This is a genomic window from Algoriphagus algorifonticola, from assembly GCF_007655305.1.
GTDB classification, from domain to species: Bacteria; Bacteroidota; Bacteroidia; order Cytophagales; family Cyclobacteriaceae; genus Algoriphagus; species Algoriphagus algorifonticola.
Genome location: NZ_VLOG01000002.1, coordinates 17820 through 40450 on the forward strand (window position 1 = coordinate 17820; position 22631 = coordinate 40450).

Genomic DNA, 22631 nt, shown 5'->3' on the forward strand with positions numbered 1-22631 from the left:
GCTGATATAGGATTTCTATTTTTATTAATTTTATAATAAAAAATTTTGCTATTTTGATTTTAAATTATTTAAAATTCCGTTTCTTAGTTTTATCCAAAAAATATTAAATTAAATATTTATCAATATTTTCAATATTTAATTCTGTTTTTGCCTAGTGTGCAATCGATTTCTAAAAATAAATTTTTGCAATGTCCGATTTTAAAATTTGAATCACAGAATTATAAAAACGAAAAATGAAATTATTCGAAATTTAATTTCTCCTTTAATTTTACTCCAATTAGCACAAAAGGATGATAATCGGTTGAAAAAATAATAAACTAAATATCAATTAAATTCTATTTTTATTATTATAGTACTACTAATTACCCTTGAATTGCAAGGATTTTCAGATAATTTATGCTGAACAAAATGATGTAAACACAAAAAAACCCGGTCATTCAACCGGGTTTTTTTGTATATCAAACCAAAATTAATAGCCTGGATTCTGCTCAATCGGAGCAGTGGAGTTAGTTTGAATTTCTTCCAATGGAATCGGCCATACAAACAAATTGCTAGTATACAGAATGGAGTGATCTGTCGGGATTGCTCTGTCTGTATTATAGAAATTAATATTTGTGATAGATCTTGAAGTTGCCTTGGCAGGAACACCATTCATAACTCCCGCTCCGGATAGTCTGTGAATGTCAGCCCATCTTTTACCTTCAGCCAAGAACTCAATTCGTCTTTCTTTATAGATAGCATCCAAGACACCTTCCTGACCACCTAATCCCGCAGCAGTAAATGCTGGAACCGTCGCAGGTAAAGCTCTGCTTCTAACTGAATTCAACAATGTAACGGCAACATCCAAGTTACCCAATTGTGCATTTGCCTCAGCAGCATTTAATACTACCTCTGCAAATCTCAATATTGGATTTGGATCAGAATAGGTTACTGCATCCGGATATTTTCCGGTATATACTCCAGTTCCGTTGGAGGTTGTCAGCAAGGTTCTTCTGGAATCTTCTGCCAACCAAAATTCGGATCTCCAAATCAGCGGGCTGATTTTAACCAAACCTCTGGCGCCTAAGTCTGGATTTCCAAACATAGAAGCTAATGCTCCGTTTACACCGGCATTAGATGCTTCCGTGTTGATGAAAGAAAACACGTTATCAGTGGTTGATCCTGAGAGGAAAGGAGCGGTTACTGAAGAGGTCACTGCATACTGACCAGTAATTTTTGCATGCTCTGCAATTACGCCAGCCCAGTCTTCCATATGCAATTTAACTCTGGATTTCAACCCAATCGCTGCACCCTTACTTGCTCTAGAAAAAGCCCCATTTGGCAATAAAGATTCAGCTTCATCCAAATCGGATAATAATTGCTGATAGTCTTCTCCAACAGTTCCTCTTCCAACAGCCTCACCATCTGGCACTTTTGGTACGTCATTGATGGCAAATGTTCTGTAAGGAACCCCAGGAGAAGCAGGATTATCAGAGTAAGGCCTTGCAAAATGAACCAAAAGTTCATGATGAGCCAATGCTCTTAAGAAAAGCATTTCACCTCTATATCGATCTCTTTGCGCCTGAGTTAAAACACCACTGCTTAATGCCTCATCCAGCCCTTCCAAAACAATGTTAGCTCTGTTGATCATTCTATATAGAGAGATCCACATCCCATTATTATTGGCTGTTTGTGGGTTATATGCACCTACATAAGTGATCTCGTAGAACAACTGATCATTATACATATCCTCCCCACGCATATCTCCTTGCTGCACATTGGCAGCTCCGAAAGGATATCCTCGTTGAACTGATCCCAAATAGAATCCACGTTGTGCTGATTCGTAGACACCCAGTACCGCAGATTCCACTCTAGCTGGAGTGGCAAATGCCTCCTGGTCAGGAATCAGGTTTGCCGGTGTCAAATCCACTACATCACAAGAGCTTACTGCTCCCATTAGGGCAGCGCCCGCTATAGCGAGTTTGAATTTATTTATTGAAAACTTAGTCATTTTTTCTTCTTTTGATTTTGAAATTAGAATCCAACATTAACACCCAAGGTGTAGGTTCTGATGATCGGTGCTACATTCCAATCAACACCAAATGATTGCTGTCCGGAAAACGTGTTAGACTCAGGATCTAAACCAGTATAATTGGTGAATATGAATGGGTTTTGTACCTGAGCAAAAACTCTTGCATTTGTAATCTTGCCAGCAAATGCCGACTGAAGCACGTTGCTAGGTAAAGTATAACCCAAAACGATATTCTGAATTCTAACGAAGTCACCTTTTTCAACAAATCGGCTGTTGGAAGCAGAAGTCTGCCACATATTGGCGTCTTGGCCAGAATACAATTTTGGCATATCTGTTACTTGACCACTTTCAGTCCATCTGTTCAAAATAGACGCATGGTTGTTGGAAAATCCTTGTCCCAAAAGACCTCTCAAGGACTCGTTCATGATGAAGTTACCACCAGAGAATCTTGTAAAGATTTCAGCATCAAAATTGCCATACTTGAAAGTATTGCTCCAGCCACCTTGCCATTTAGGAAGGGTATTTCCCAAAAATTCCTGAGTTGGACCTGAGGAGGTAGTTGATACATCGCCTGGATTAGAAGAATCATAGGCTCTCCAACCAATAGCACCTCTTTGAAGGTTATATTGAACGATTTCTTCACCTCTGTGGTACAAAGGATTTCCATTTGCCGGATTAACACCAGCCCATTTGAATCCATACAATTGAGCTACTGGACCACCAACTTCAGTTCTATTATAAGTACCAGTCAATGGCTGGATCAGATTGGTGACCTCATTATTCAAGAATGTGATATTGAAATCAGTATTCCAAGTGAATTTACCTCTGCTTAGTACAGTCGCCAAGGCCCTCAATTCCAAACCAGAGTTTCTCATTGCACCCACGTTTTGGTTGATGCTGTTACCTGGTACACCTAAAGATGGAGGGGTAGGAGCAGCCAAGATCAAACCGTCGATATTATTGATGAAGTAATCCGCCGTCAAAGAAACAGGGCCAATAGTCATATCGAAACCTACGTTGAACTTCTTAGAAGTTTCCCACTGCAAGCCTCCATTAGCAACTCGAGCATACCCGATACCAGCTCCTGCTCCTCCTAATACTGGAGAAAATCCACCGAATGCTGCAAATGAAGCTAATCCTACGTTTCCTACTTCAGCATAAGAACCTCTTACTTTCAAGTCAGATATCAAATTCGAGTTGAAGAATGCCTCATCAGAAACTCTCCATCCAACTGATCCACCGAAGAAAGTACCTCTCTTATTATCTCCGATCAAATCAGAAATTCCATCATTTCTAACTGTCAATGACAAGAGATATCTTCCGCCATAGTTGTAGTTGAATCTACCGAAGTAGGAATCAAATCCTTGCTCGCTGTAACCACCTCCAGAGAACTGGTTGTTATAGGATCCTGAAATCAGGTTTTGCTCACGGTAGAAATTATCGGAGATATCTGTTCCCCAACCTGCAAAATTGTAAAGTCTTGTAAACTGGTATTCCACACCACCTGTTACATTGATATTGTGGTTTTCACCGATTACAGTCTGATAGTTCAAGGTATTTTGCCAGTTCCAACGAATAGCTGGATTATAGGCCATATACACATAACCATTTGAACTTCTACCATCACCGTGTCTAGGGTCTAGAGACTGAAAATCATCAGCCAAAGTCAAATCTGTACCGATTTGTGTTCTTGCTGTCAAGCCAGTTGCTAAATCAGCTTCTCCATATACAGAGCCTAAAATTCTGTGTGCACGGCTTCTATAAAGGTTATTATCAATGACAAATCCGATGTTTGGAATGTTATTGTCCGGACCTGCCAAGTTTGCGCCAAAGCCAGTAGTTGCACCATTAGCAGTGACATTATAGCCATCAAACGCAATATTTTCAGGATCGTAAATCGGAACGTTTGGCAAGGCTCTGGTTGAATTATAGATCGCACCTGAAAGAGAGTTTGCTCCGTTATTCAAGCCAAAAATCTCTGTCAAAGAGTAGGAAAGAGAAGTTCCAATTCTAATTGCATCTGATATGCTGTGATCAATATTTGCTCTAAAAGAGTATCTCTTCAGGTCATTAGGTCTAATAGCAGACTCCTGATCTGTAAAACCTAAAGAGAAGAAATATTTGGTAGCAGCTGATCCGCCAGAAATCGAAATATTATGCTGCTGAGTAAAGCCTTTTCTATAAATCAAGTCCTGCCAATCAGTATTTACACCTGGATTAGCCAATGGAGATTGTCCAGCATTGCTTCTCTTTTCGTTGGCAATAGTAACAAACTGATCTCCATTTAAAAGTTGAAAACGTTCTACTTCCTCATTGAAACCCATGGAAGTATTGTAGCTCACTTTAGCTTTACCATCTGATCCTCTTTTGGTAGTGATCAAGATGACACCATTAGCCGCCCTTGAACCATAGATTGCAGTTGCAGAACCATCTTTCAATACTTCATAAGATTGAATATCTGCTGGGTTGATGTTTGCCAATGGGTTGGAAGCATTCACAGCTGACCTGTCATTATCTACAATCGGAACGCCATCGATAACGATTAATGGATCAGCGCTTGATGTCAAAGAGTTGACACCACGAATTCTTATGATAGGTCTTGCACCCAAAATACCATTTGGAGTGGTCACCTGAACACCAGGTGCGCGGCCAGCTAATTGAGAATCGAAGGATGGTGCCACTAAGTTGGCAATTGATTCATTGCTGATAGAACTCACTGAGCCGGTCACTTCTCTTCGCTCCTGAGTACCGTAGCCTACAACGACAACTTCATTGAGGACCTTTACATCTGTTTCCAACTGAACGTCGATCACAGATCTATTTTGAATATTCACTTCCTTGGTTAGATAACCAACAAAGCTGAACACCAAAGTAGTAGCATTTTCAGGAACATTGATTGAATAAGTGCCATCTATATCTGTGATGGCTCCAACCGTAGTTCCTTTTACTACTATACTTGCACCTGGTACTCCCTGCGGCTCTTCGGACGAGGTTACTTTACCAGTGATAGTTTTGGACTGCGCGAGAGCAGACATCACTGTCATCACTCCCAGCAGGATCCCGAGTAAAACTTTCTTCATTGGGTAAAAATTTAACGTGGGTTAATTTGATTTTGGGCTAAAGAAAAAATTTTAAAATAAAGAATCAAAATCTGTTAAATCTCCTTTAAATAGTATTTTTCAGAATATAATTCTTAAAAATAGATTTTTTTAAAATTTAATATAAGCAACTCTAAATTTTCAATATTCTATAAACGAAAGATGTATTTATAAATCAAAAGGAGTATTCTTTATTTTGCCTAACTCACATAAAACAAAATGTTATTCGTTTTCTTAAAAAAATTCTATAAATATTAATATTTATCAAAAACCCTTTTTCCCAAATTTTATTAATTCATTGAGGTCATGAAAGGGCTAAAAGCAAATAAAGTTCTAAGTGGAAAAAACAACATCATGAAGAAAATTGGAACTTCATTTCCCTATTAGACAAAACTCAAAATTAAATTTTTCTTTCTTTTTTTGTTAAAAGCGAGAAAAATCGAGCTAAGTGGTGTTAAAATGAAAATTTGGTTAATTCCTTAATAAAAAATTCATGTGAGGAGACCATTTGCCATCTATCCTTTTCAACAAAGTCAATTCCGAAACCTGGAATTCACTTTCAAGCTTCGCCTCCTTTACTTCCTGGAAAACTGATTCAAAATCCTGCCTCTTTAAGTCTTTAAAGGCTACAGTCATATGGGGGTGATAGTTTCTGTCACTCAATTCATCTGGAAGATGTACATGGGTTTTCAGAAACTTTTTTAGGTCTATTTGAAAAAAATATAAGTCTTGGTCCGCTTGTATATCCAAAAAAATCACCCTCTTCCCAAAAGTATCTACGCCTTTCACTTTCATCCCAAAAGTGCTTTTACTACTACAAAAATCCTGTAGCATGGAAGTAAACTTTTCCTCCTTATGCTCATCATATGAAAAAGGCATTTTCACCGTAACATGGGCAGGGGACTTTAAAGCATACTTTACATTGAATTTTTCACGCAGATGTAACTTTAGCTCCTCCACTTTTTCTAAAAACTCTTGAGGTGGGAGAATGGCTAGAAAATATTTCTGCATATTTTTCATAGAATCATATTTTTGGAATTGATGTAGTTTTAAGAAGTTTCTACAAAGTTTAAACCTCGAATCTACAGGGCATCAATCTTTATTCTTGTGTACAATTCATCTCATTCTGTTACCTTAGAGAGGATTCCTGAGGTAAAAACATAAAAACTGTTTAAATAACCCAAGCAATCTTTTAAATTAAGGCTATTAATCAATAAACGCCCTATGAAGTTTTTTTCCAAAGTAATGATCGGTCTCGATATGACCGAGATGGATGAGATTCTAATCCAAAAGACAGTAGTTTTTCTAAAGTTTTTGGGAGTAGAGAAATGCTATTTTGTTCACGTTTCAAAAAATTTGGCTATTCCGGATGAAATTCTATCTCAGTACCCAAATTTATTGGCTGCAGGAGACGAATCAGTTGAGGCGATCATGCAAAAGAAAATCGATGCCCAAAATTTCCCAAAGGATATAGAAGTAGAGGTATTTGCTGAGGAGGGAGATCATCCGCTCGAAACATTCCTGAGATGGGCAAAAATCAAGGATGTTGATTTGATCATCATGGGTAGAAAGGAAACATTGAAAGGATCAGGAGCCCTCGCCAATGGCGTAGCAAAAAAAGCACCTTGCTCAGTGATGCTTCTTCAGGAAAAGAGAGCTCCAGAACTACCTAAACAAATTATGATTCCTACCGATTTCTCGGATCATAATCACATGATCTATGATTTTGGAGAACGGATTGCTGATCAATTAAATGCCAAATTAATACCAGTTCATATCTTTCATGTACCACAGGGTTATTCCAAAACGGGGAAATCCTACGATGAATTTGTGGAGATCATGAAAGAAAATGCGCGTAAGGATTACAAAAACTTTGTATCCAAACATAATCACCCCGAACTGGAATGCGATTTTATTCTGGATGAAGGAGAAGATATTGGTGAAACTTTATTGAAGGAAGCCCATAAAATGGATGTAGACATGTTTATCATGGGTTCCCGTGGCAGAACCAAATCCGCTGCCATCCTTCTCGGTAGTACTGCTGAAAAGTTAATCAAAGTTAATAATGTGCTCCCCATGATCATTTTCAAGAAAAAGGGAGAAACCATGGGCTTTTTCGAAGCTTTATTCAGAATCTAATCTGCCTTCTTCAATAATAAGAGAGCTTGATCTCCACGGCCTTCCTGATTATACAGGAAGGCTTTTTTATGAAAATCACTCATCTCTTCTGATGAAAAAATCTCATTTTCATCTACCTCTAAGCTATGACCTTGCTCATATAAAGCTGTTCCCCAAAACTGAAAAGCAGTAGAATCAAACTCCATATGTGATAATTTCAGCCCCTGAGTTTTAGCCAAAGCCTTCAAACCGCTGATAGAAGGAATGACCAAATGTCGTGGAGCATCAAGCTGAACCCAATTAGCTCTTTTGTCTTTCCAGACTTGTCCATCTGTGATTGGAAGTCTGATCAAGAGGGTTCCTCCAGGGTTCATTCTTTCTTTACAGGCTTTTAGCACACTTTCGGGATTAGACATATGCTCGAAGGAATGATGCATCATAATCAGATCAAAGGTCTGATCTGAATCCAGAAAGTCCATTTTTTGGAGACTCAGGCCTTTCCCAAGCACTTGATCTTTTTCCAAATAAGGATCAAATCCCGTCAAATTCTTGAATCCCGAACAGTGTAACTCATATAATAACTGTCCATTTCCACAGCCCACATCTGCTATAGACTGATTGAATCCTTGGAATACATTTTTTAACCAATACCCATAAACTTTGGGGGCAAAAAAGCTCATCCCTAATTGGAGAAAAAGTTTTGCACGAAGAGCCTTGAAAGCTTTGGAGATCAAACTTGAAGACACGAGAGGAACAAAAGAATAATAAGATCCTGAATAGTAATCGGAAAGGTTATCAGGCACTTGTTCGATCTGAAGCGATAAGCAGTCCAAGCACTCTAAATAAGAGAAGCTATCTCCTGCTCCAAACATGCGTTCGTAAGCTTGAAACTTGGTAAGGTGGGTACTTTTACAGAATGGACATTGCCTGTCGATCACTAGTAGGCATTTTCACGGTTAAAAAGTAATTCATGGATTGTCTTGATCATTATGCCCATATCCAACAAAAATGACCAGTTGTTGATATAAAAAGAATCCAGTTTTACTCTTGAACGAATTTGATGTGGGTTCTCGATTTCACCCCTGTATCCTCTCACCTGAGCTAAGCCTGTAATTCCCGGACGGATTTTATGTCTTGAATTATATCGCTCTATTTGGGATTTGAATGTCTTATTCATCGGGATTGTATGAGGTCTTGGACCCACAATTGACATATCTCCCAGCAACACATTAATGAACTGAGGCATCTCGTCCAAAGAGGAGGTTCTCAAAAAAGAACCGATCCTGGTGACTCTTGGATCATTTTTTACAGCCTGATGTGTGTCCGAGTAATCGTTAGGAGTCATGGATCGGAATTTCAAACAATTGAACTCCCGATTATTTATCCCATTTCTTTTTTGGATAAAAAAGATCGGACCTCTTGATTCCAATTTGATCAGAATACCTACCAATGGAATCAGCCAAGAAAGGATAAAGACGATCACAAAACTGGCGAAAATGACATCAAAAGCACGCTTCATGATGCTGTTGATCGCATGATCCAGTGGAATTTCATTGACATTGATTACAAAGAAATCCCCGTATCTGGAGAAGCTTAGATTTTTCTCCAATTGTAAGCTACCTCCCGGAATCATTTTTACTTTGATATAATTCTCGTCAGCGTAGCCAATAATCTTCTTGACCAATTTGGGTTCTAAATGCTCGTGGATATAAATCAGATCCAGGTCCAATCCTGGAGCTTCGCTAAAGAAATCATCTATACCTCCACGAGTTTGGTTACAGTCTGCTTGATTGTCAAAATATCCGAGGAAGTTAATTCCAAAGTCTTTTCTAATCTTGAATACGTCTGCGAGTTTAGGGCTTGTCCCCCCTTTTCCGACTATAACTGCATTCCGATAATTATTTCCTTTTACTCTATACTGGCGAAGCAACATATGTACTCCAACCCGGAATATCCCCATGATCACCAGCATTCCTATTCCCAAAGCAAGAATTGGAATCACCTGTATGGAAGGAGTATTAAATGGAACCCAAAGAACTGCCGCTGCGCCTACAAACCAGAAAACAGTCCCAGTTAGATGGCGAAGTGTATGATCATATTCATCAGTTCGCCCGATTTTATAATCTTTTCTCAAAGCGGCAATTAAGAGCCACAGGACTGATAGCGGAAGTAATGCGTCTAAATCAGCACCGTTGAAAAGACCAATTTGGGTTAGAAAAAAATTACAAAGAAATAGAGAAACAAGAGAGGCAATAAAGTCACTGCTCACAAAAAGCCAGGGAAAATACTTATCGAATCTACGCTTCATAAAAATCTATAGCAAACAATCATATTTTATCAAAAATCAGGCTAAGCCGATCTTTTCTCTGGTTTTTCGGATTTCACTTCCAAAATTAAGAAAAGAATCGTCAAGCATGCTTACTTTTGAAGATAAATTATTATACAAACAGCCCTAAAGGCGCTCATGAATTTTATCTCAAATCTATTCGCTTCTTCGGAAAACCCAGCTTCTCTAGGGGCAAAATTCCGTCAAAAACGTTTAGCTGTATTTGAAAATCTTTTTTTTCAACACTTCCAAAAAGACCAAGCAATCAAGGTCTTAGATGTAGGAGGAACTGCCTATTTTTGGAAAGGAAGTCGTCTACTAAACCTTCCTCAAATTGAGATTGTTCTCCTCAATTTGAGCACTGAAGATACAAAGCACCCCAAACTTCAATCCATTGCGGGAGACGCTACTTCCCTCCTTCAATATAAGGATGATTATTTTGATCTGGTCTTTTCCAACTCAGTAATTGAGCATTTATATACTTTTGAAAACCAGGAAAAAATGGCCAAGGAAATTTTAAGAGTAGGTAAAAAACATTTCGTTCAGACCCCTAATAAATATTTCCCTGTCGAAGCTCATTATGCTTTACCTTTCGCTCAATACTTTCCAAAAAATTTACTTTTTTCTATTCTGACCAAAACAAAACTGAGTAGACTCAGAAAATGGTCAGAGTCAGAGGCCAAACAATACCTGGAAGAAATCAGGCTATTGGATGAAAAGGAAATGAAAAGTCTTTTCCCTAATTCTAAAATCTTCAAAGAAAAAGTGGCCGGACTGACAAAGTCAATCACGGCCCATAATTTTTATTAGTATGCAAGAGCTGCTTTTCTTTTAAGCAGTTCGTGGTGTATACCATCCCAAAGGATTTTTCTTGCCTCCAATGCATCTTTTCCTGCAACTGTTGCTTGGTCTAAATGCAAATCAGATTCCAATAGCATTTCTACCATTCTCCAAGCCAATGGTCCATGCACCTCCTCGTCCAGGTGAATATGTCTGTCAAAGTAATAAGCTAAAGTTTTTAATTCCTCAGGCTGATTTTTGATCAGCTCATGCACAATCTTTCGGAATAAATCCGGGATCAAATCTTCTCTGCCCAAAGTAAAGGAAGCGGCGATTTCATGGGCTTCTCCAAACAAAGCAGTTTGATAATTCACTCGCAAAAACTGCTGCACAAAATCCGGAACTTTAGCCACTTTCATGGCCTCATCCAATTTAGCTCCAGAGGAAAGAGACTCAATCAACTTCTCTATTCTTGAAGTAGAAGCTCCCGCCTCACTCATGGCTCTTAGATAAAGTTCAAAATGACTACAATAGCCACCTTCTCCATCCTCATCACTTTCTTCAGCTAATACGATATCATTGATCAATCGAGCAACCAATGGGTCCGATGCTGGCAACCAAGGAAGTGACATCCCGGTCAATCTATGCTGCAATGCCTTCAGCAGTGACATAAAGTCCCAAACCGCAAACACATGGTACTCCATGAATATCCTAAAATCATCCAACCCATTCAAATGCTGGTAAATTGGATGCTTCAACAACTCTTCTCTCTCTTTGGCCAAGGAGGCCACCAATATTTCCAGTGAATTATTCATACTCATTTCAGTTACGAAAGATAAACTATCCTTGGATGGTCAAATGTTCAGAAATTTTAATTGAAAATGCCTATGGCAGATACTTAGTTTTCGGCAAACTGAAGACGTACTAAATTCGCATAAAAGCCGTCCTCCTGCTCTAAAAGCTGCAAATGATTTCCCTGCTCAACAATTTTTCCTTCGCTTAGCACATATATTCTATCCACTTTTCTGATGGTCGCTAATCTATGAGCGATTATGATAGTGGTTCTGCCTTTCATCAACTCATCCAAAGCCTCTTGTACCAGGTGCTCAGACTCCGCATCCAGAGAAGAAGTTGCTTCATCTAAAATCAAGATAGAAGGGTCTTTTAAAATGGCTCTGGCAATCGCTACTCTTTGCCTCTGTCCACCTGAAAGCTTAACTCCCCGTTCCCCTACCAGGGTATCCAACCCTTCAGGAAACTGAGAAATGAATTGCCAGGCATTGGCTTTTTTGGCAGCCATAATTATTTCTTCCTCGCTGGCATTAGGCTTGGCATACGCAATATTCTCCCGAATGGACCCACCAAATAATAAAACCTCCTGAGGCACCATTCCGATATGGGAGCGCAATTGTTCCAGATTCCAGAGATTAAGATTCTGCCCATCAATTTTAATCTCCCCTTGGTGCACGTCATAAAACTTAAGCAAAAGTTGGATGATGGTAGACTTACCAGCTCCTGAATGTCCTGCCAAAGCAATTTTTTCACCTGGATTGACATAAAAGCTTAAATCCTTCAAAACCTGAAGCTCCGGTCTGGTAGGATAGGAAAAAACGACCTTTTCGAATTCGATTTTTCCCTCCAGCTTTTCCACCTGAAACTCGCTGCTTTCCTCAACTTTTTCATCCAAAATTTCCAAGACCCGCTCAGAACTTCCTATTGCTTTTTGGATCTGACTGTAAATATCACCCAAGCCCGCGATAGAGCCTCCTATAAAAGTGGTATACAAAACAAAGGATACTAATTCACCAATACTCATTTCGCCGGAAGCCACCAAGCTTGCGCCATACCACATGACCGCTACGATTCCTCCAAATAGTGCAAAAATGATAAATGATATGAATGCCCCTCTGAATTTGGCTGTCTTCAAGGCTACATGAACTACCCTGTTTAGACCTTTGGAATATCGACTAGATTCATACGCTTCCCCTACAAATGATTTGACTGTACTGATAGACTGCAAAGTTTCTTCTACAATCACATTGGCAGCAGCTAATTCGTCTTGAGTCTTTTTGGAAAGCCCGCGAATGAATCGACCGAAAACCATCGCAACCAATACCAAAATTGGGAAGGTCCCCAACATGAAAAAGGTCAATTTGGGGGTGGTGAAAAACAGAAAAGCAATCCCTGCAATCAGTGTAACTACCTGTCGGAATAATTCTGCCAGGGTCACTGAAAAGGTATCCTGGAGCAAACTGACATCGGAAGTTATTCTGGAGATCAATTCCCCTGTTCTTCTTTTGTCAAAAAAGGTCATCGGTAACCTCAAAAGCCTATTGTAAAGCGACTGCCGAATATCCCGCATGGACCTTTCAGAGACAAGTGCAAATAACCATACTCTGAAAAAGGAAAAAACACTTTGCACAGCTAGAATCCCCACCAACATCAATGCGATGGTATTGATATCAGAAACTATCCAGTCTTCTCCCTGGGCAGTATCTATCAGCTTTCCTGCAACAAAAGGAAAAGTCAATAAGGTTAAAGAAGACAGCAGGAGAAAAAACAAACCCGCAATAAAGGTCCATTTATAGGGCAATAAAAACCTGAAAATCCCACTTAATTTCTGAAAACTCTGCTTATTCAACTTCCGCTTTTCGTGCTCTTCCAAAGCAGTCCCTCTCTTCTTGGCCATAGTACTATTACTTCAATCTGCAAAAATAGACCTTTTACTCAGAAAAAAGGGAAAAGAGTCGGATTGTCTGAGGAATTAGGCCAAGCTGGCCAAAAGCTGCTGACTCATCTTCTCTCCAATAGCAGCAGAGTGCTTAAATCCATGACCGGAACATGCGGAAACCATCCAGGTCATAGAGGAATCAGGATGCTTACCTATCACAAATTTTGAATCCTCCCTCACCGTGTAAAAACAAACCTCAGATTTGAGAAACTCCTTTTTAAGCCCTTTGATTTTGCCCTTGATTTTTTGATTCCAAAATTCCTCCTGTTCGGTTTGGTTCACTGATCTATTCATAAAGTCCGGATGTGCTGAATCTATGAAAGATTCTGTGGCAACCTTGATCGACTCTCCATCCAAACTGGGAAAGCCATAGATAAAATCCTCAGCTTGGGGTCCAAAACCCCACATAAAAACGGGAAGATTACCAAAATCCAGAGACTGATCCTCAATTTTTATCCAATGCAAAACCTGTCTACAAATCTTGTATTGATTGGCGTGGTCCTCGGGCAGGAAATCCTTAATCCAGCCACCATTGCATAAAAGGACTCTTTGAGCCATGATCTTTTCTTCCTTGAGTTGAAGACAGACTCCTTGTTCGGTTTGTTCCAATTCAATCAAAGGCGAATGAACTCTCAGCTGCGCGCCTTGCTTCAGGGCCAAATCCAGTTGGGTTTCAATTATTTTTTCGGGAAAAAGATAGCCCGCACTAGGTTCAAAATAAACAGCCCCAGTTTTAGGTAAGTCAAATACCCTATACCGATTTTCCAATTCTTTGGAGTCTAACAATTCATGAGAAATGGAGCACTTTTTCGCGATACTTTTGGTTCGCTCAAAAAATCCCTCTCCTCCATGCTTGGACCATGGCTGAACTCCTGAGTCCAGTAAAATTCCTCCACTAGGTATAAAAAGCTGGTTTCCCGAATCTTGCTCCATTTGTCTCCATATATCCTGGGATCTTTGGGCAAAGTTCACATACTCTTCTCCTTCGCCTACTGCAAGCCGTGTAATTCTGGTTTCACCGTGAGAAGAGCCCATCGCATGAGGTGGGTCAAAGCGATCTAATCCTAGAACTGAAAAACCTGATTTTGATAAAAAGTACAAGGCAGCTGACCCAACAGCTCCCAGACCGACTACAGCTATATCGACTTGCTTCATGCTAATAACTTTGAACCAAAATAATCATTAGAAGCAGTTGAAGCACTTATGGACTACATTAATTCCGAAATCAAGGATAATTCTGCGATCAATCTTTCCCCATTTGGGCATCGATCAGTTCCCTTTTGAGTTTCCGCTCTCGCTCTAAGGTGTTTTTTCTATGCTGATCAAATTCTTCCTGAACCTCTTCCAAGTCCTTTTGGGCTTTACGAATCTTTCTGAAGCTCCTGAAATATTGAAAGGAAAAAAATGCCAATGCAAGTCCCAAACCTCCTACTAATAGCCACATCAGAGAGGAATAAACGGCCTTATGAATGGCTATTCCAAAAATTGAAAAATTATCCTTTGCTTCTATTGCTTCCTGCTTTTCGGCTTCAGTTTGATCCAAAACTTGATTTAAACTGGAAATACTATCATTTTTGGAAGTCAGCTGGGTTTTAAGCTCCACAACTTCCGCCCTCATGGTCCTCATTGAATCCAGCATATTGGATCTTAACTTATCCAGATTACTTTTCTTGACTACTTTATATTCCTGATAATTATTGGAAGCATCGTAGATGTATTCAAATTGGGAATCGATGGTACCGGAGTTCAATGAGTTTTGAGATTCTGAGGACTCCTGAGCCTGAATGTTGGCAGAAAAAAAAGAGAAAATGCCAACCACTAAGCTGAGGGTAATTTTTTTCATAAATTAGGTGTTTTACTATTTACTGAAAGCTGAGAAACCAATAAACGTGCCTCATTTTCTAAAATTATGGCCTTTTTTTGGAAAGGCCTGACCAAAAGTTGATTTTTGATCGTAAATCAATGGGATAAAATCTCCGGAATGACATCCCAAAAATGCTGTGGATTTTCTACATATTCCGAAAAAAATTACCTTGAAAAAAAATCTTGATGGTAAAATACGTGTTCATTTTCATTTTAATGTTTGGGTTGGGCATTAGGACCTTCGCCCAGGAAAATGATTTTGATTTAGGAATTCAGGCCTATAATGAGGGGGATTATGAGTCTGCTTTTCTCCTTTTTGACAACTGGTTGCGAGATAATCCACGAGACCCTGAAGGCTATTGGTACTTGGGTCAGGTTTACGAGCAATTTGATGGGATGAGTGATTTTTTGGCCTTGGAAAACTACAACCAAGCCTTGGCCCTCAACCCCGAAATGACTCCTGTCTATTTGCATAGGGGGCGCTTATTTCTTCGATTAAAAAGATTTGAAGAGGCTGAAGCTGATTTTAAAACCTACAGAAGATTACCTAAAGGAGAGACTACCCGAATTATCTATAAAACCTCCGGCACAGACAGTGGAGTTTCTTCTATTTTCACTGACCAATCCGAAAACCCTTCTCAGATTTTATATCTTTTATCTTTAAGTAAAGCTGGCCAAGGACAAGTTGAAACTGCCATTTCCCTATTGGACTCTGCTATATACTATAGTCCACTTGAGTCAGATTTCTATGCTGAAAAAGGCAAGCTACTCATGGATGAAAAGCAGGATCAGACAGCCTTGATTTCCTTGGAAAAAGCCTTGCAGATCAATCCGGATCATTATTTGGCTAAGCAGCGAGTCTTGAGCATCCGTCAGGGAGGGGACAGGGAGAAATTGGAAGAATTGACCAAAGCAATCTCTACCGATCCTGAAAACCCTCTGCCGTGGAAGATTAGAGGCTATTATAAATTTTCCCAATCAGACTTCAAAGGGGCATTGACAGACTTTTCAGAAGCTATTTCACTGCACCCAGAGGATGCGGAAAATTGGTTTTACCGAGCAAAAACATATGCCAAACTGAAAAACTGGATCAAAGCTGAACAGGATTTTACCGAAGCCATGTTTCTGACTGAGCAGGAGCCTGAGTTGCTTTTGGGGAGAGGACAAGCCCGATATTATCAAAACAAGACCGAATTGGCTTTGGCTGATTTCATCCAATTGATCAGCATTGATCCCAGCAATGCCAGCGGATATTATCACAGAGGGATCACTTTACACAGACTGAATCGGGGTTCGGAAGCCTGTAATGATCTGACCAAAGCAGTGCAACTCGGAATGGAAAATATAGGAGAGGTCAAGCAAAAAATCTGTAATTGATTTTTTAGAGCTCTTTGATGGTATCTACTCTGGAAGCAATAAAAGCTGGTCTCCAAGAAGCAAGCAATGTAATGGTGACGACTGCTAAACTGATCCAAACAAAATCTGAAAGTACAATCCGAACCGGATAAGCGTCGACCACAGCAGAGGCAATCCCCAAGGATACCAAACCAAAGGATTGCTGAGCGAGGCATATCAAGTAGCCCATCACCAAACCAATCAAGGCTCCGGTAAAAGCTATCAGAGCGCCTTGCTTCAAAAATATTTTTTGAATCAATCGATCTGGAGCTCCCATGGCTTTGAGAACAGCAATGTCCTTTTTCTTCTCAATGGCCAGCATACTCAGAGAAAAGAAAATATTAAAAGAGGCAATTGCCAAAATAAATGTGAGCGTAAGAAATACAAAAAGCTTTTCCAGTTTCACTGTTCTCAATAATCCAGCATGCTGTTCATCCGTATTTTTCACAGTGAAATCACTCCCTAAATGGGCTTTTAGTCTTTTTTGAACTTCCGCAATAGTACTTCCTTTTGATACTTTGATTTCCAGGGAAGTTCTTCGATTTCCGTAATTCAAAAGGTCGCGGGTAAAGTTTAAAGGAGCAATGACATATTCGTCATCGAATTGTCTTTCTACAGAGAAGAAAGCTACCGGATCCAAAACTGCAGAAGCATATAGCTGGCTAGGATCTAAGGTGGCAGCACTGCGGGGTGCTTTGGGATAAAAGACTTTTAAAGGAACATTCTGATCATCCAGATTGACTGAAAGAAAAAAGCCAACCCCTCTCCCCAGAATAGCCCCAGGTCTCAGGTCAGTACCCAGTGTGGTGTCTCCCCAAAAATATCCACGGGTAAATCGGTCTTGCTCCAGAAAATTATCCGATACACCCTTGATCGTACCGACCAACTGATTGCCTTTATAGTCTAATAAGGCATTGTCCTCGATCACTTCTGTTAATACCGCGACGCCCTCAATGGCTCTAATTCCTCCAAGCCATTCTTCATTCACCTCAAAACTTTTACCCAGGCTCGCTTCTACTTTTAATTCGGCATCAAAGCTGGCAAAAAGTCCGCGGATCAGGTCTTCCAAACCATTGAAAACAGACATGACAATGACCAATGCCATTGTTCCCACGGCAACTCCCACCATAGAAATGGTAGAAAGCACAGTGATGAAATTCCGCTTTTTTTTACTTCGGAAATACCGGGCCGCTATAAAATAACTGAGATTCAATCGCTGAAATTAATCTTCGTCTTCCTCTTCTTCTTCCTCAGGCGCAGGTGGAATATCCAGACCGGAAATGACTTTATCCATATGTTGAGCATACGAGGCTGATTCATCAGGGAAAAAGGCGAGCTCAGGGATAATACGAACAGATTTTCCGATTCTTTTGCTCAGATAAAGCCTGATTTCCTTTTTATGATCGTTGATCAACTCATAGGTAGATTTTGGATCTGCCAGCAAAAAGCTCAGATAAACCTTGGCCACACCCAGGTCAGGACTCACCAATACTCTGGTAATGGTAACCATGGCTTTGCCAACAAGATGTCTGGCCTCTTTTTGAAAAATTTCTCCTAGCTCCTTTTGCAGAAGTTTTGCGTGTTTTTGTTGTCTTTTACTTTCCATATAAAGTATTTGTGGTACAAATTTAGCGAAATACTTGGGCAAGCTTTAATTTCGGGGCAATCCTTAACGAATACCCAACACCTTGTATCAATTTTTCAAAGTAAACGATCCTTTCCGACTCATAGGAATATTGCTGTTCCTGGTGATTTGGAGCCTTATTTACATCCTATTTTCGGATTTTCCGATTACTGCTACACAGCTAAATTGGATGTTATTAGGAGAGCGCCTTGGCAATGGTGTTTTTCTTTACCAACACATTATTGATGATACCGGGCCATTATCAGCAGGATTATTTTCCATGTTAGACTTTCTTTTTGGGAGAAATTTACTGATGCTGGAAATTCTTGGAAGGATTTTGATTTTGTTTCAAGTTGTATTCTGGAACAACGTATTAATCAAATACCGGGTTTATGATGAAAACACCTATTTGCCGGCTATCATCATGTTGGCACTTTTCCATATCAGCTTTGATACCTTAAGTCTTTCACCTGCATTGTTGGGAAGTACATTCTTGGTTTTGGCCTTATCCCAACTTTTCTCCCAAACAGTACTCCAAAAAGACAGCACCGAATCAACTTTGTTGATCGGTATTTATGGAGGGCTTGCCACAGGATTTCATCCGATATACGTGGTTTTCCTTCCCTACATGGTTTTAGTGGGCGTTGCTATCAGTGGGTTTTCATTTAGGCAACTGATGCTATCCCTCATGGGGTACCTGTTGCCTATATTATTGATTTCTGTTTTCTACTATTGGAATAATGGATTAGATGAAGCTATAGAAATCTGGCCATTGATCTTTGTATCCGAAAAGTACCTATATCAACCCTATTTGAATTGGTTGATTTTGGGTGGGCTTCCGGTTTTACTTGCTTTGGTAGGATTGTTTTTCAGTTCAGTCTTTAAAGCATCCACCATCAATCAACAAAAACAAAGGCAATTGATGGTCATTTGGTTAATTTTTGCTGTGTTGAGTATTTTCTTTTCAAAAAGACAGGCAGGATTTCAATTGGTAATTTTACTTCCGGGACTTAGTTATTTGATTACACCATTTTTTCTTACTGTCAAAAAAAGCATTGCCACCATTGCCTTTTATCTTCTTATTATCGCTTTGCCTGCATTTAGCTGGTGGTGGATGTCTGAGGAAGTAAAAAAAGAATCCGACTACTTCATCAAAGAAAATCTCTCCTCCAAATATGAGGGAAAAGGAATGATGATTTTAGGTGATGATACCAGTCCATACCTGAATGGAAGCTTCGAAGGACCTTTTTTGAATTTCCATCTGAGCAAGCTATTCCTGGAAATGGATAGAAGCCTGCCGCAACGTGCCAAATTATTCCAGTTGATCCAAAGCCAAAGGCCTTCGCTTATTTTGGATCAGGAGGGAGTTTTTGAAAAGCTACTGAAAGATTATCCAGAATTGGCAAGAGAATATAGACTGGAAAGCAAAGGGATCTATAAACTGAAGTAAAGCGATTAATTATTTTTGTCGAGACCAGTTTCTTAAGCATTGAACTTCTATTCGAATCCTTAAAGCCTCTATAGAAGTTGTCTTTATTTTCTTATCAGTTTTAGTAATCCTTGCCGAATGCTTTTCAGAGAAAGTTTGCTGAATAAATACTTCCTGAAATGTTTATTCAATTGTACCCAAGCACTGGTCTCAAACCAACGGCATTAAAAAAGCCACTCCCTTCAGAAAGGAGTGGCTTTGCAATTAGGAAGTTAGAAAATTAGCTGACTTTCTTAGCTTCTTTTTCTTTCTCATTGTCGATCTCACGCTTCATCAAGTCTACTACAATAGGAGTAGCAATGTATACGGAAGAATAAGTACCTACCAGAATACCGATGAACAATGCGAAAGAGAATCCTCTCAACACTTCACCACCAAATATCAAGAGTACAATTACCACAATCAATGTTGTGAATGAAGTAATCAAAGTACGTCCTAATGTCTGATTGATGGCATCATTGAAGATTTTCACCAACTTACCCGTTCCTCTGTTCTCGATATTCTCTCTGATTCGGTCAAATACGATCACGGTATCGTTGATGGAGTAACCAATCACAGTCAATACTGCTGCAATAAATACTTGATCGATTTCGAAGGTTGCCCCAAATGCACTTGCAATAGCAAAGGCTGCAATCACAAATAAGGTATCGTGAATCAATGCGATGATGGAAGCCAAAGAGAATTGCCACTTACGGAATCTTACCAAGATATAAAGGAAGATAGCAATCAATGCAGCTAACATCGCCTCCACAGAGGAAGCTTTGATATCATCCGCAACTGTAGCTCCTACTTTGGATGAACCGGTGATAGCAAACTGTCCTGAAGAAAGGTTTTCAGCATCATCTGTGAAAGTCAATCCAGTTACTGTTGCAATTCCTGATTTTACTTTCTCCTCTACTTGTTTGTTTGAAGCATCATCATCTTCATTGATCAAGTAGGAAGTAGTAACTTTCAGTACATTGTTTGCACCGTATGTTTTTACCTCTACCGAACCATCAAACTCACCATCCAAACCGACTTTCAGTTCAGAAGGAACTACTGGCTCATCAAAAGCTACGATGTAAGATCTACCTCCTGTAAAATCAACACCGAATTTCAATCCATTAATAGCTGCAATCCCTAAACCAAGGATGATAATTCCTGAAGAGATCAAATAAGCCACTTTACGCTTTCCTAAGAAATCGAAGTTTAAGCTGCTCAATGTATTTTTTGCAATTGGAGAAGAGAAGCTGATAGAGCTCTTGTCTCCTTTTTTGCTCATCCAAGACACGATTACTCGAGTGATGAATACCGCTGAGAAGAAGGAAGAAGCAATACCGATCATCAATACAATGGCAAATCCTTTAACAGGACCCTGACCCAAGGCGTACAAAATAGCACCCGTCAAGAAAGTAGTGACGTTGGAGTCCAAAATAGCAGAGAATGCCTTATTGTAACCTGAGTTTATTGCCGCAATCAATCCTGCGCCGTTTCTAAGTTCCTCCTTAATACGCTCGAAAATCAGAACGTTCGCATCAATGGACATACCAATGGTTAACACGATACCTGCGATACCTGGCAATGTAAGTGCAGCACCTAACTGAGCTAGAATTCCTAGGATAAAGAAGATGTTGAACACCAATGCAGCAATTGCCACTAGTCCACCTTTAGAATAGTAAGCCAACATGAATAGCACTACGATCACCAAACCGGAAATCATAGAGAACACGCCTTGACTTTGAGCTTCTTTACCCAATGTTGGACCAATGATACTTTCTTCTACGATTTGAGTAGGCGCCGGAAGAGAACCTGACTTCAAGATATTAGCCAAATCCTGAGCTTCCTGAAGGCTGAAAGAACCTGAAATTTCTGATTGTCCTGTAGGAATTTCACCGTTTACTACCGGAGCTGTATATACATAATTGTCTAGTACAACTGCAATTCTTTTCCCAATATTAGCAGCGGTCAAGGATCTCCATTTTCTAGCTCCTTCAGCATTCATTTGCATGGAAACTGCTGGTCTGGAAGTTTGATCCAAAACCTGACGGGCATCTGTCACCACATCTCCTTCCAAAGGAGCTTCATCTGTTCCTCTTGGAGCCTTGATCGCGTAAAGTTCTAATACTTCGTCGCTGGTACCTTCTGGCTTAAATGGCTTTACTCCCCAAAGTAACTTGATATCTCTCGGCAAAAGAGAGTTGTAATCAGGGTTTTTCAAAATTCTGTTGATCACAAGGGTATCTCTCACCTGATAAGCCAAACCGTAATTTGGATACAACAAGCTGAAAATCGGAGAAACATCCGTGCTAGGGTTAAGCGGATCAATCTCTGCCAACTGCTTTTCCAAAGCATTTCTTAGAGAATCTTCCTCAGACATATTTTCTGTGGAAACCGTATCAGCTGCAGCAGTAGTGTTAGAAGATTTATTATCAGCAACCCAAGCCGCATTTACTGCTTCTAAAGAACCGCCTAAATCATTCAATTCAGCAACTTCCCAGAACTGAAGCTTAGCTACACCTTGAAGCAAGTTTCTTACTCTTTCCTGATTATCCACACCTGGAAGCTCGATTTGGATTCTTCCGGAACCTTGGATTCTCTGAATATTTGGCTGAGAAGTACCGAAACGGTCGATACGAGTTCTCAAAATGTTGAAAGAACGATCGATCGCATTTTCAACTTCTTTGTCGATGATATCCAAAATCTCAGAATCAGAAGACTCTAAAGAGATTCTTCCTCTGTTCGCAGCTGTTGCGAAAATGCTGCTTAATTTTCTGTTTGGATTATTAGACTGCCAAGCGGAATAGAATAGGTTTACAAATTTATCAGTAGAGGTTTTTGCTGCCTGTCTGGCATCTTCTACTGCTTTGTTAAAGCCTTCATCTTTAGGATTTCCTGCCAGACCTTTGACGATTTCCACTGGGGAAACTTCCAAAGTCACGTGCATACCACCTTGAAGATCCAGACCCAAACCTAGTTCGGTTTCTTTGATCTCCTGATAAGTAAAATCAGCACCTAGGAAATTGTAAACAGGCTCTCTCCAGATAGAATCCAGATAAGCTCTTCTTTTGGCAAAATCAACATTGCCGGAAGCATCAGTTGCATACTCGGATGCATTTTTCTGAATGCCATTAGATACAAATGTGAATGACAGATAGTACAGACAGAGGCCTGTAATAATCACTGTCAAAAACACAATGACACCTTTGTTTTGCATAGG

The 22631-nt window shown here is 39.7% G+C and carries 16 protein-coding genes; 4 read left to right on the forward strand and 12 right to left on the reverse strand.

Features of this window, described 5'->3' with window-relative positions; genetic code table 11:
- Positions 1–469: 469 nt before the first annotated feature.
- From FL972_RS00350 to FL972_RS00360, 3 genes are all read right to left on the reverse strand, one after another.
- Complete coding sequence (locus FL972_RS00350; RefSeq protein WP_144602213.1) at positions 470–1990, reverse strand: RagB/SusD family nutrient uptake outer membrane protein; 1521 nt, start codon at positions 1988–1990, stop codon at positions 470–472.
- Between the two features lie 23 nt (positions 1991–2013).
- Complete coding sequence (locus FL972_RS00355; protein ID WP_144602215.1) at positions 2014–5091, reverse strand: SusC/RagA family TonB-linked outer membrane protein; 3078 nt, start codon at positions 5089–5091, stop codon at positions 2014–2016.
- Positions 5092–5580: 489 nt separating this feature from the next.
- Positions 5581–6129 (reverse strand): 2'-5' RNA ligase family protein, encoded by a 549-nt coding sequence (locus tag FL972_RS00360; protein WP_144602217.1) that lies wholly within the window; start codon positions 6127–6129, stop codon positions 5581–5583.
- 204 nt (positions 6130–6333) lie between these two features.
- Here FL972_RS00360 and FL972_RS00365 point away from each other — a divergent pair, with 204 nt between their 5' ends.
- Positions 6334–7248 carry a universal stress protein gene (locus FL972_RS00365; protein WP_144602219.1) on the forward strand — a complete coding sequence of 305 codons (915 nt, stop codon included), beginning with the start codon at positions 6334–6336 and terminating at the stop codon, positions 7246–7248.
- Here FL972_RS00365 and FL972_RS00370 read toward each other — a convergent pair.
- The gene (locus tag FL972_RS00370; RefSeq protein WP_144602222.1) at positions 7245–8165 is read right to left on the reverse strand and encodes a class I SAM-dependent methyltransferase; all 921 of its coding nucleotides are present in this window, start codon (positions 8163–8165) and stop codon (positions 7245–7247) included. The two genes, FL972_RS00365 and FL972_RS00370, sit on opposite strands and share 4 nt — an antisense overlap.
- Positions 8165–9535 carry an exopolysaccharide biosynthesis polyprenyl glycosylphosphotransferase gene (locus FL972_RS00375; RefSeq protein WP_144602224.1) on the reverse strand — a complete coding sequence of 457 codons (1371 nt, stop codon included), beginning with the start codon at positions 9533–9535 and terminating at the stop codon, positions 8165–8167. The genes FL972_RS00370 and FL972_RS00375 overlap by 1 nt, the downstream gene beginning before the upstream one ends.
- A gap of 156 nt (positions 9536–9691) precedes the next feature.
- On the opposite strand from FL972_RS00375, the gene FL972_RS00380 reads away from it, so the two are divergent.
- Entirely contained in the window at positions 9692–10363 is a 672-nt protein-coding gene (locus FL972_RS00380; RefSeq protein ID WP_144602226.1) for a class I SAM-dependent methyltransferase, read from the forward strand.
- On the opposite strand, the gene FL972_RS00385 is transcribed toward FL972_RS00380, so the two are convergent.
- The 4 genes from FL972_RS00385 to FL972_RS00400 all read right to left on the reverse strand — a co-directional run bounded on the left by FL972_RS00385 (position 10360) and on the right by FL972_RS00400 (position 14907).
- Positions 10360–11148, reverse strand: a complete 789-nt coding sequence (locus FL972_RS00385) for a DUF3050 domain-containing protein (protein ID WP_144602228.1) — start codon at positions 11146–11148, stop codon at positions 10360–10362. The two genes, FL972_RS00380 and FL972_RS00385, sit on opposite strands and share 4 nt — an antisense overlap.
- Before the next feature lie 83 nt (positions 11149–11231).
- Positions 11232–13022, reverse strand: coding sequence for an ABC transporter ATP-binding protein (locus FL972_RS00390; protein WP_144602230.1), 1791 nt, complete (start codon positions 13020–13022; stop codon positions 11232–11234).
- Positions 13023–13097: 75 nt separating this feature from the next.
- Entirely contained in the window at positions 13098–14219 is a 1122-nt protein-coding gene (gene solA / locus FL972_RS00395; RefSeq protein WP_144602232.1) for an N-methyl-L-tryptophan oxidase, read from the reverse strand.
- 88 nt (positions 14220–14307) lie between these two features.
- A complete protein-coding gene (locus tag FL972_RS00400) occupies positions 14308–14907 on the reverse strand; it encodes a hypothetical protein (RefSeq protein ID WP_144602234.1) in 600 nt (199 codons plus the stop codon).
- A 206-nt stretch (positions 14908–15113) separates the two neighbouring features.
- Between FL972_RS00400 and FL972_RS00405 the strand changes: the two genes are divergently transcribed.
- Entirely contained in the window at positions 15114–16304 is a 1191-nt protein-coding gene (locus tag FL972_RS00405) for a tetratricopeptide repeat protein (protein WP_144602236.1), read from the forward strand.
- Between the two features lie 4 nt (positions 16305–16308).
- Here the strand turns inward: FL972_RS00405 and FL972_RS00410 are convergent, their stop codons facing one another.
- Both FL972_RS00410 and rbfA read right to left on the reverse strand, forming a co-directional pair.
- Entirely contained in the window at positions 16309–17535 is a 1227-nt protein-coding gene (locus FL972_RS00410; protein WP_222115993.1) for an FtsX-like permease family protein, read from the reverse strand.
- A gap of 9 nt (positions 17536–17544) precedes the next feature.
- A complete protein-coding gene (gene rbfA, locus FL972_RS00415; RefSeq protein WP_144602238.1) occupies positions 17545–17928 on the reverse strand; it encodes a 30S ribosome-binding factor RbfA in 384 nt (127 codons plus the stop codon).
- Between the two features lie 82 nt (positions 17929–18010).
- On the opposite strand from rbfA, the gene FL972_RS00420 reads away from it, so the two are divergent.
- Complete coding sequence (locus tag FL972_RS00420) at positions 18011–19396, forward strand: hypothetical protein (protein ID WP_144602240.1); 1386 nt, start codon at positions 18011–18013, stop codon at positions 19394–19396.
- Between the two features lie 259 nt (positions 19397–19655).
- On the opposite strand, the gene secDF is transcribed toward FL972_RS00420, so the two are convergent.
- Entirely contained in the window at positions 19656–22628 is a 2973-nt protein-coding gene (secDF, locus tag FL972_RS00425) for a protein translocase subunit SecDF (RefSeq protein WP_144602242.1), read from the reverse strand.
- Positions 22629–22631 lie beyond the last annotated feature (3 nt).

Excerpts from the sequence above, each read along its gene's own strand:
- FL972_RS00350 (WP_144602213.1), bottom strand. The coding sequence starts at position 1,990 with ATGACTAAGTTTTCAATAAATAAATTCAAACTCGCTATAGCGGGCGCT.
- FL972_RS00355 (WP_144602215.1), bottom strand. The coding sequence starts at position 5,091 with ATGAAGAAAGTTTTACTCGGGATCCTGCTGGGAGTGATGACAGTGATG.
- FL972_RS00360 (WP_144602217.1), bottom strand. The coding sequence starts at position 6,129 with ATGAAAAATATGCAGAAATATTTTCTAGCCATTCTCCCACCTCAAGAG.
- FL972_RS00365 (WP_144602219.1), top strand. The coding sequence starts at position 6,334 with ATGAAGTTTTTTTCCAAAGTAATGATCGGTCTCGATATGACCGAGATG.
- FL972_RS00375 (WP_144602224.1), bottom strand. The coding sequence starts at position 9,535 with ATGAAGCGTAGATTCGATAAGTATTTTCCCTGGCTTTTTGTGAGCAGT.
- FL972_RS00380 (WP_144602226.1), top strand. The coding sequence starts at position 9,692 with ATGAATTTTATCTCAAATCTATTCGCTTCTTCGGAAAACCCAGCTTCT.
- FL972_RS00385 (WP_144602228.1), bottom strand. The coding sequence starts at position 11,148 with ATGAATAATTCACTGGAAATATTGGTGGCCTCCTTGGCCAAAGAGAGA.
- FL972_RS00390 (WP_144602230.1), bottom strand. The coding sequence starts at position 13,022 with ATGGCCAAGAAGAGAGGGACTGCTTTGGAAGAGCACGAAAAGCGGAAG.
- solA (WP_144602232.1), bottom strand. The coding sequence starts at position 14,219 with ATGAAGCAAGTCGATATAGCTGTAGTCGGTCTGGGAGCTGTTGGGTCA.
- FL972_RS00400 (WP_144602234.1), bottom strand. The coding sequence starts at position 14,907 with ATGAAAAAAATTACCCTCAGCTTAGTGGTTGGCATTTTCTCTTTTTTT.
- FL972_RS00405 (WP_144602236.1), top strand. The coding sequence starts at position 15,114 with ATGGTAAAATACGTGTTCATTTTCATTTTAATGTTTGGGTTGGGCATT.
- rbfA (WP_144602238.1), bottom strand. The coding sequence starts at position 17,928 with ATGGAAAGTAAAAGACAACAAAAACACGCAAAACTTCTGCAAAAGGAG.
- secDF (WP_144602242.1), bottom strand. The coding sequence starts at position 22,628 with ATGCAAAACAAAGGTGTCATTGTGTTTTTGACAGTGATTATTACAGGC.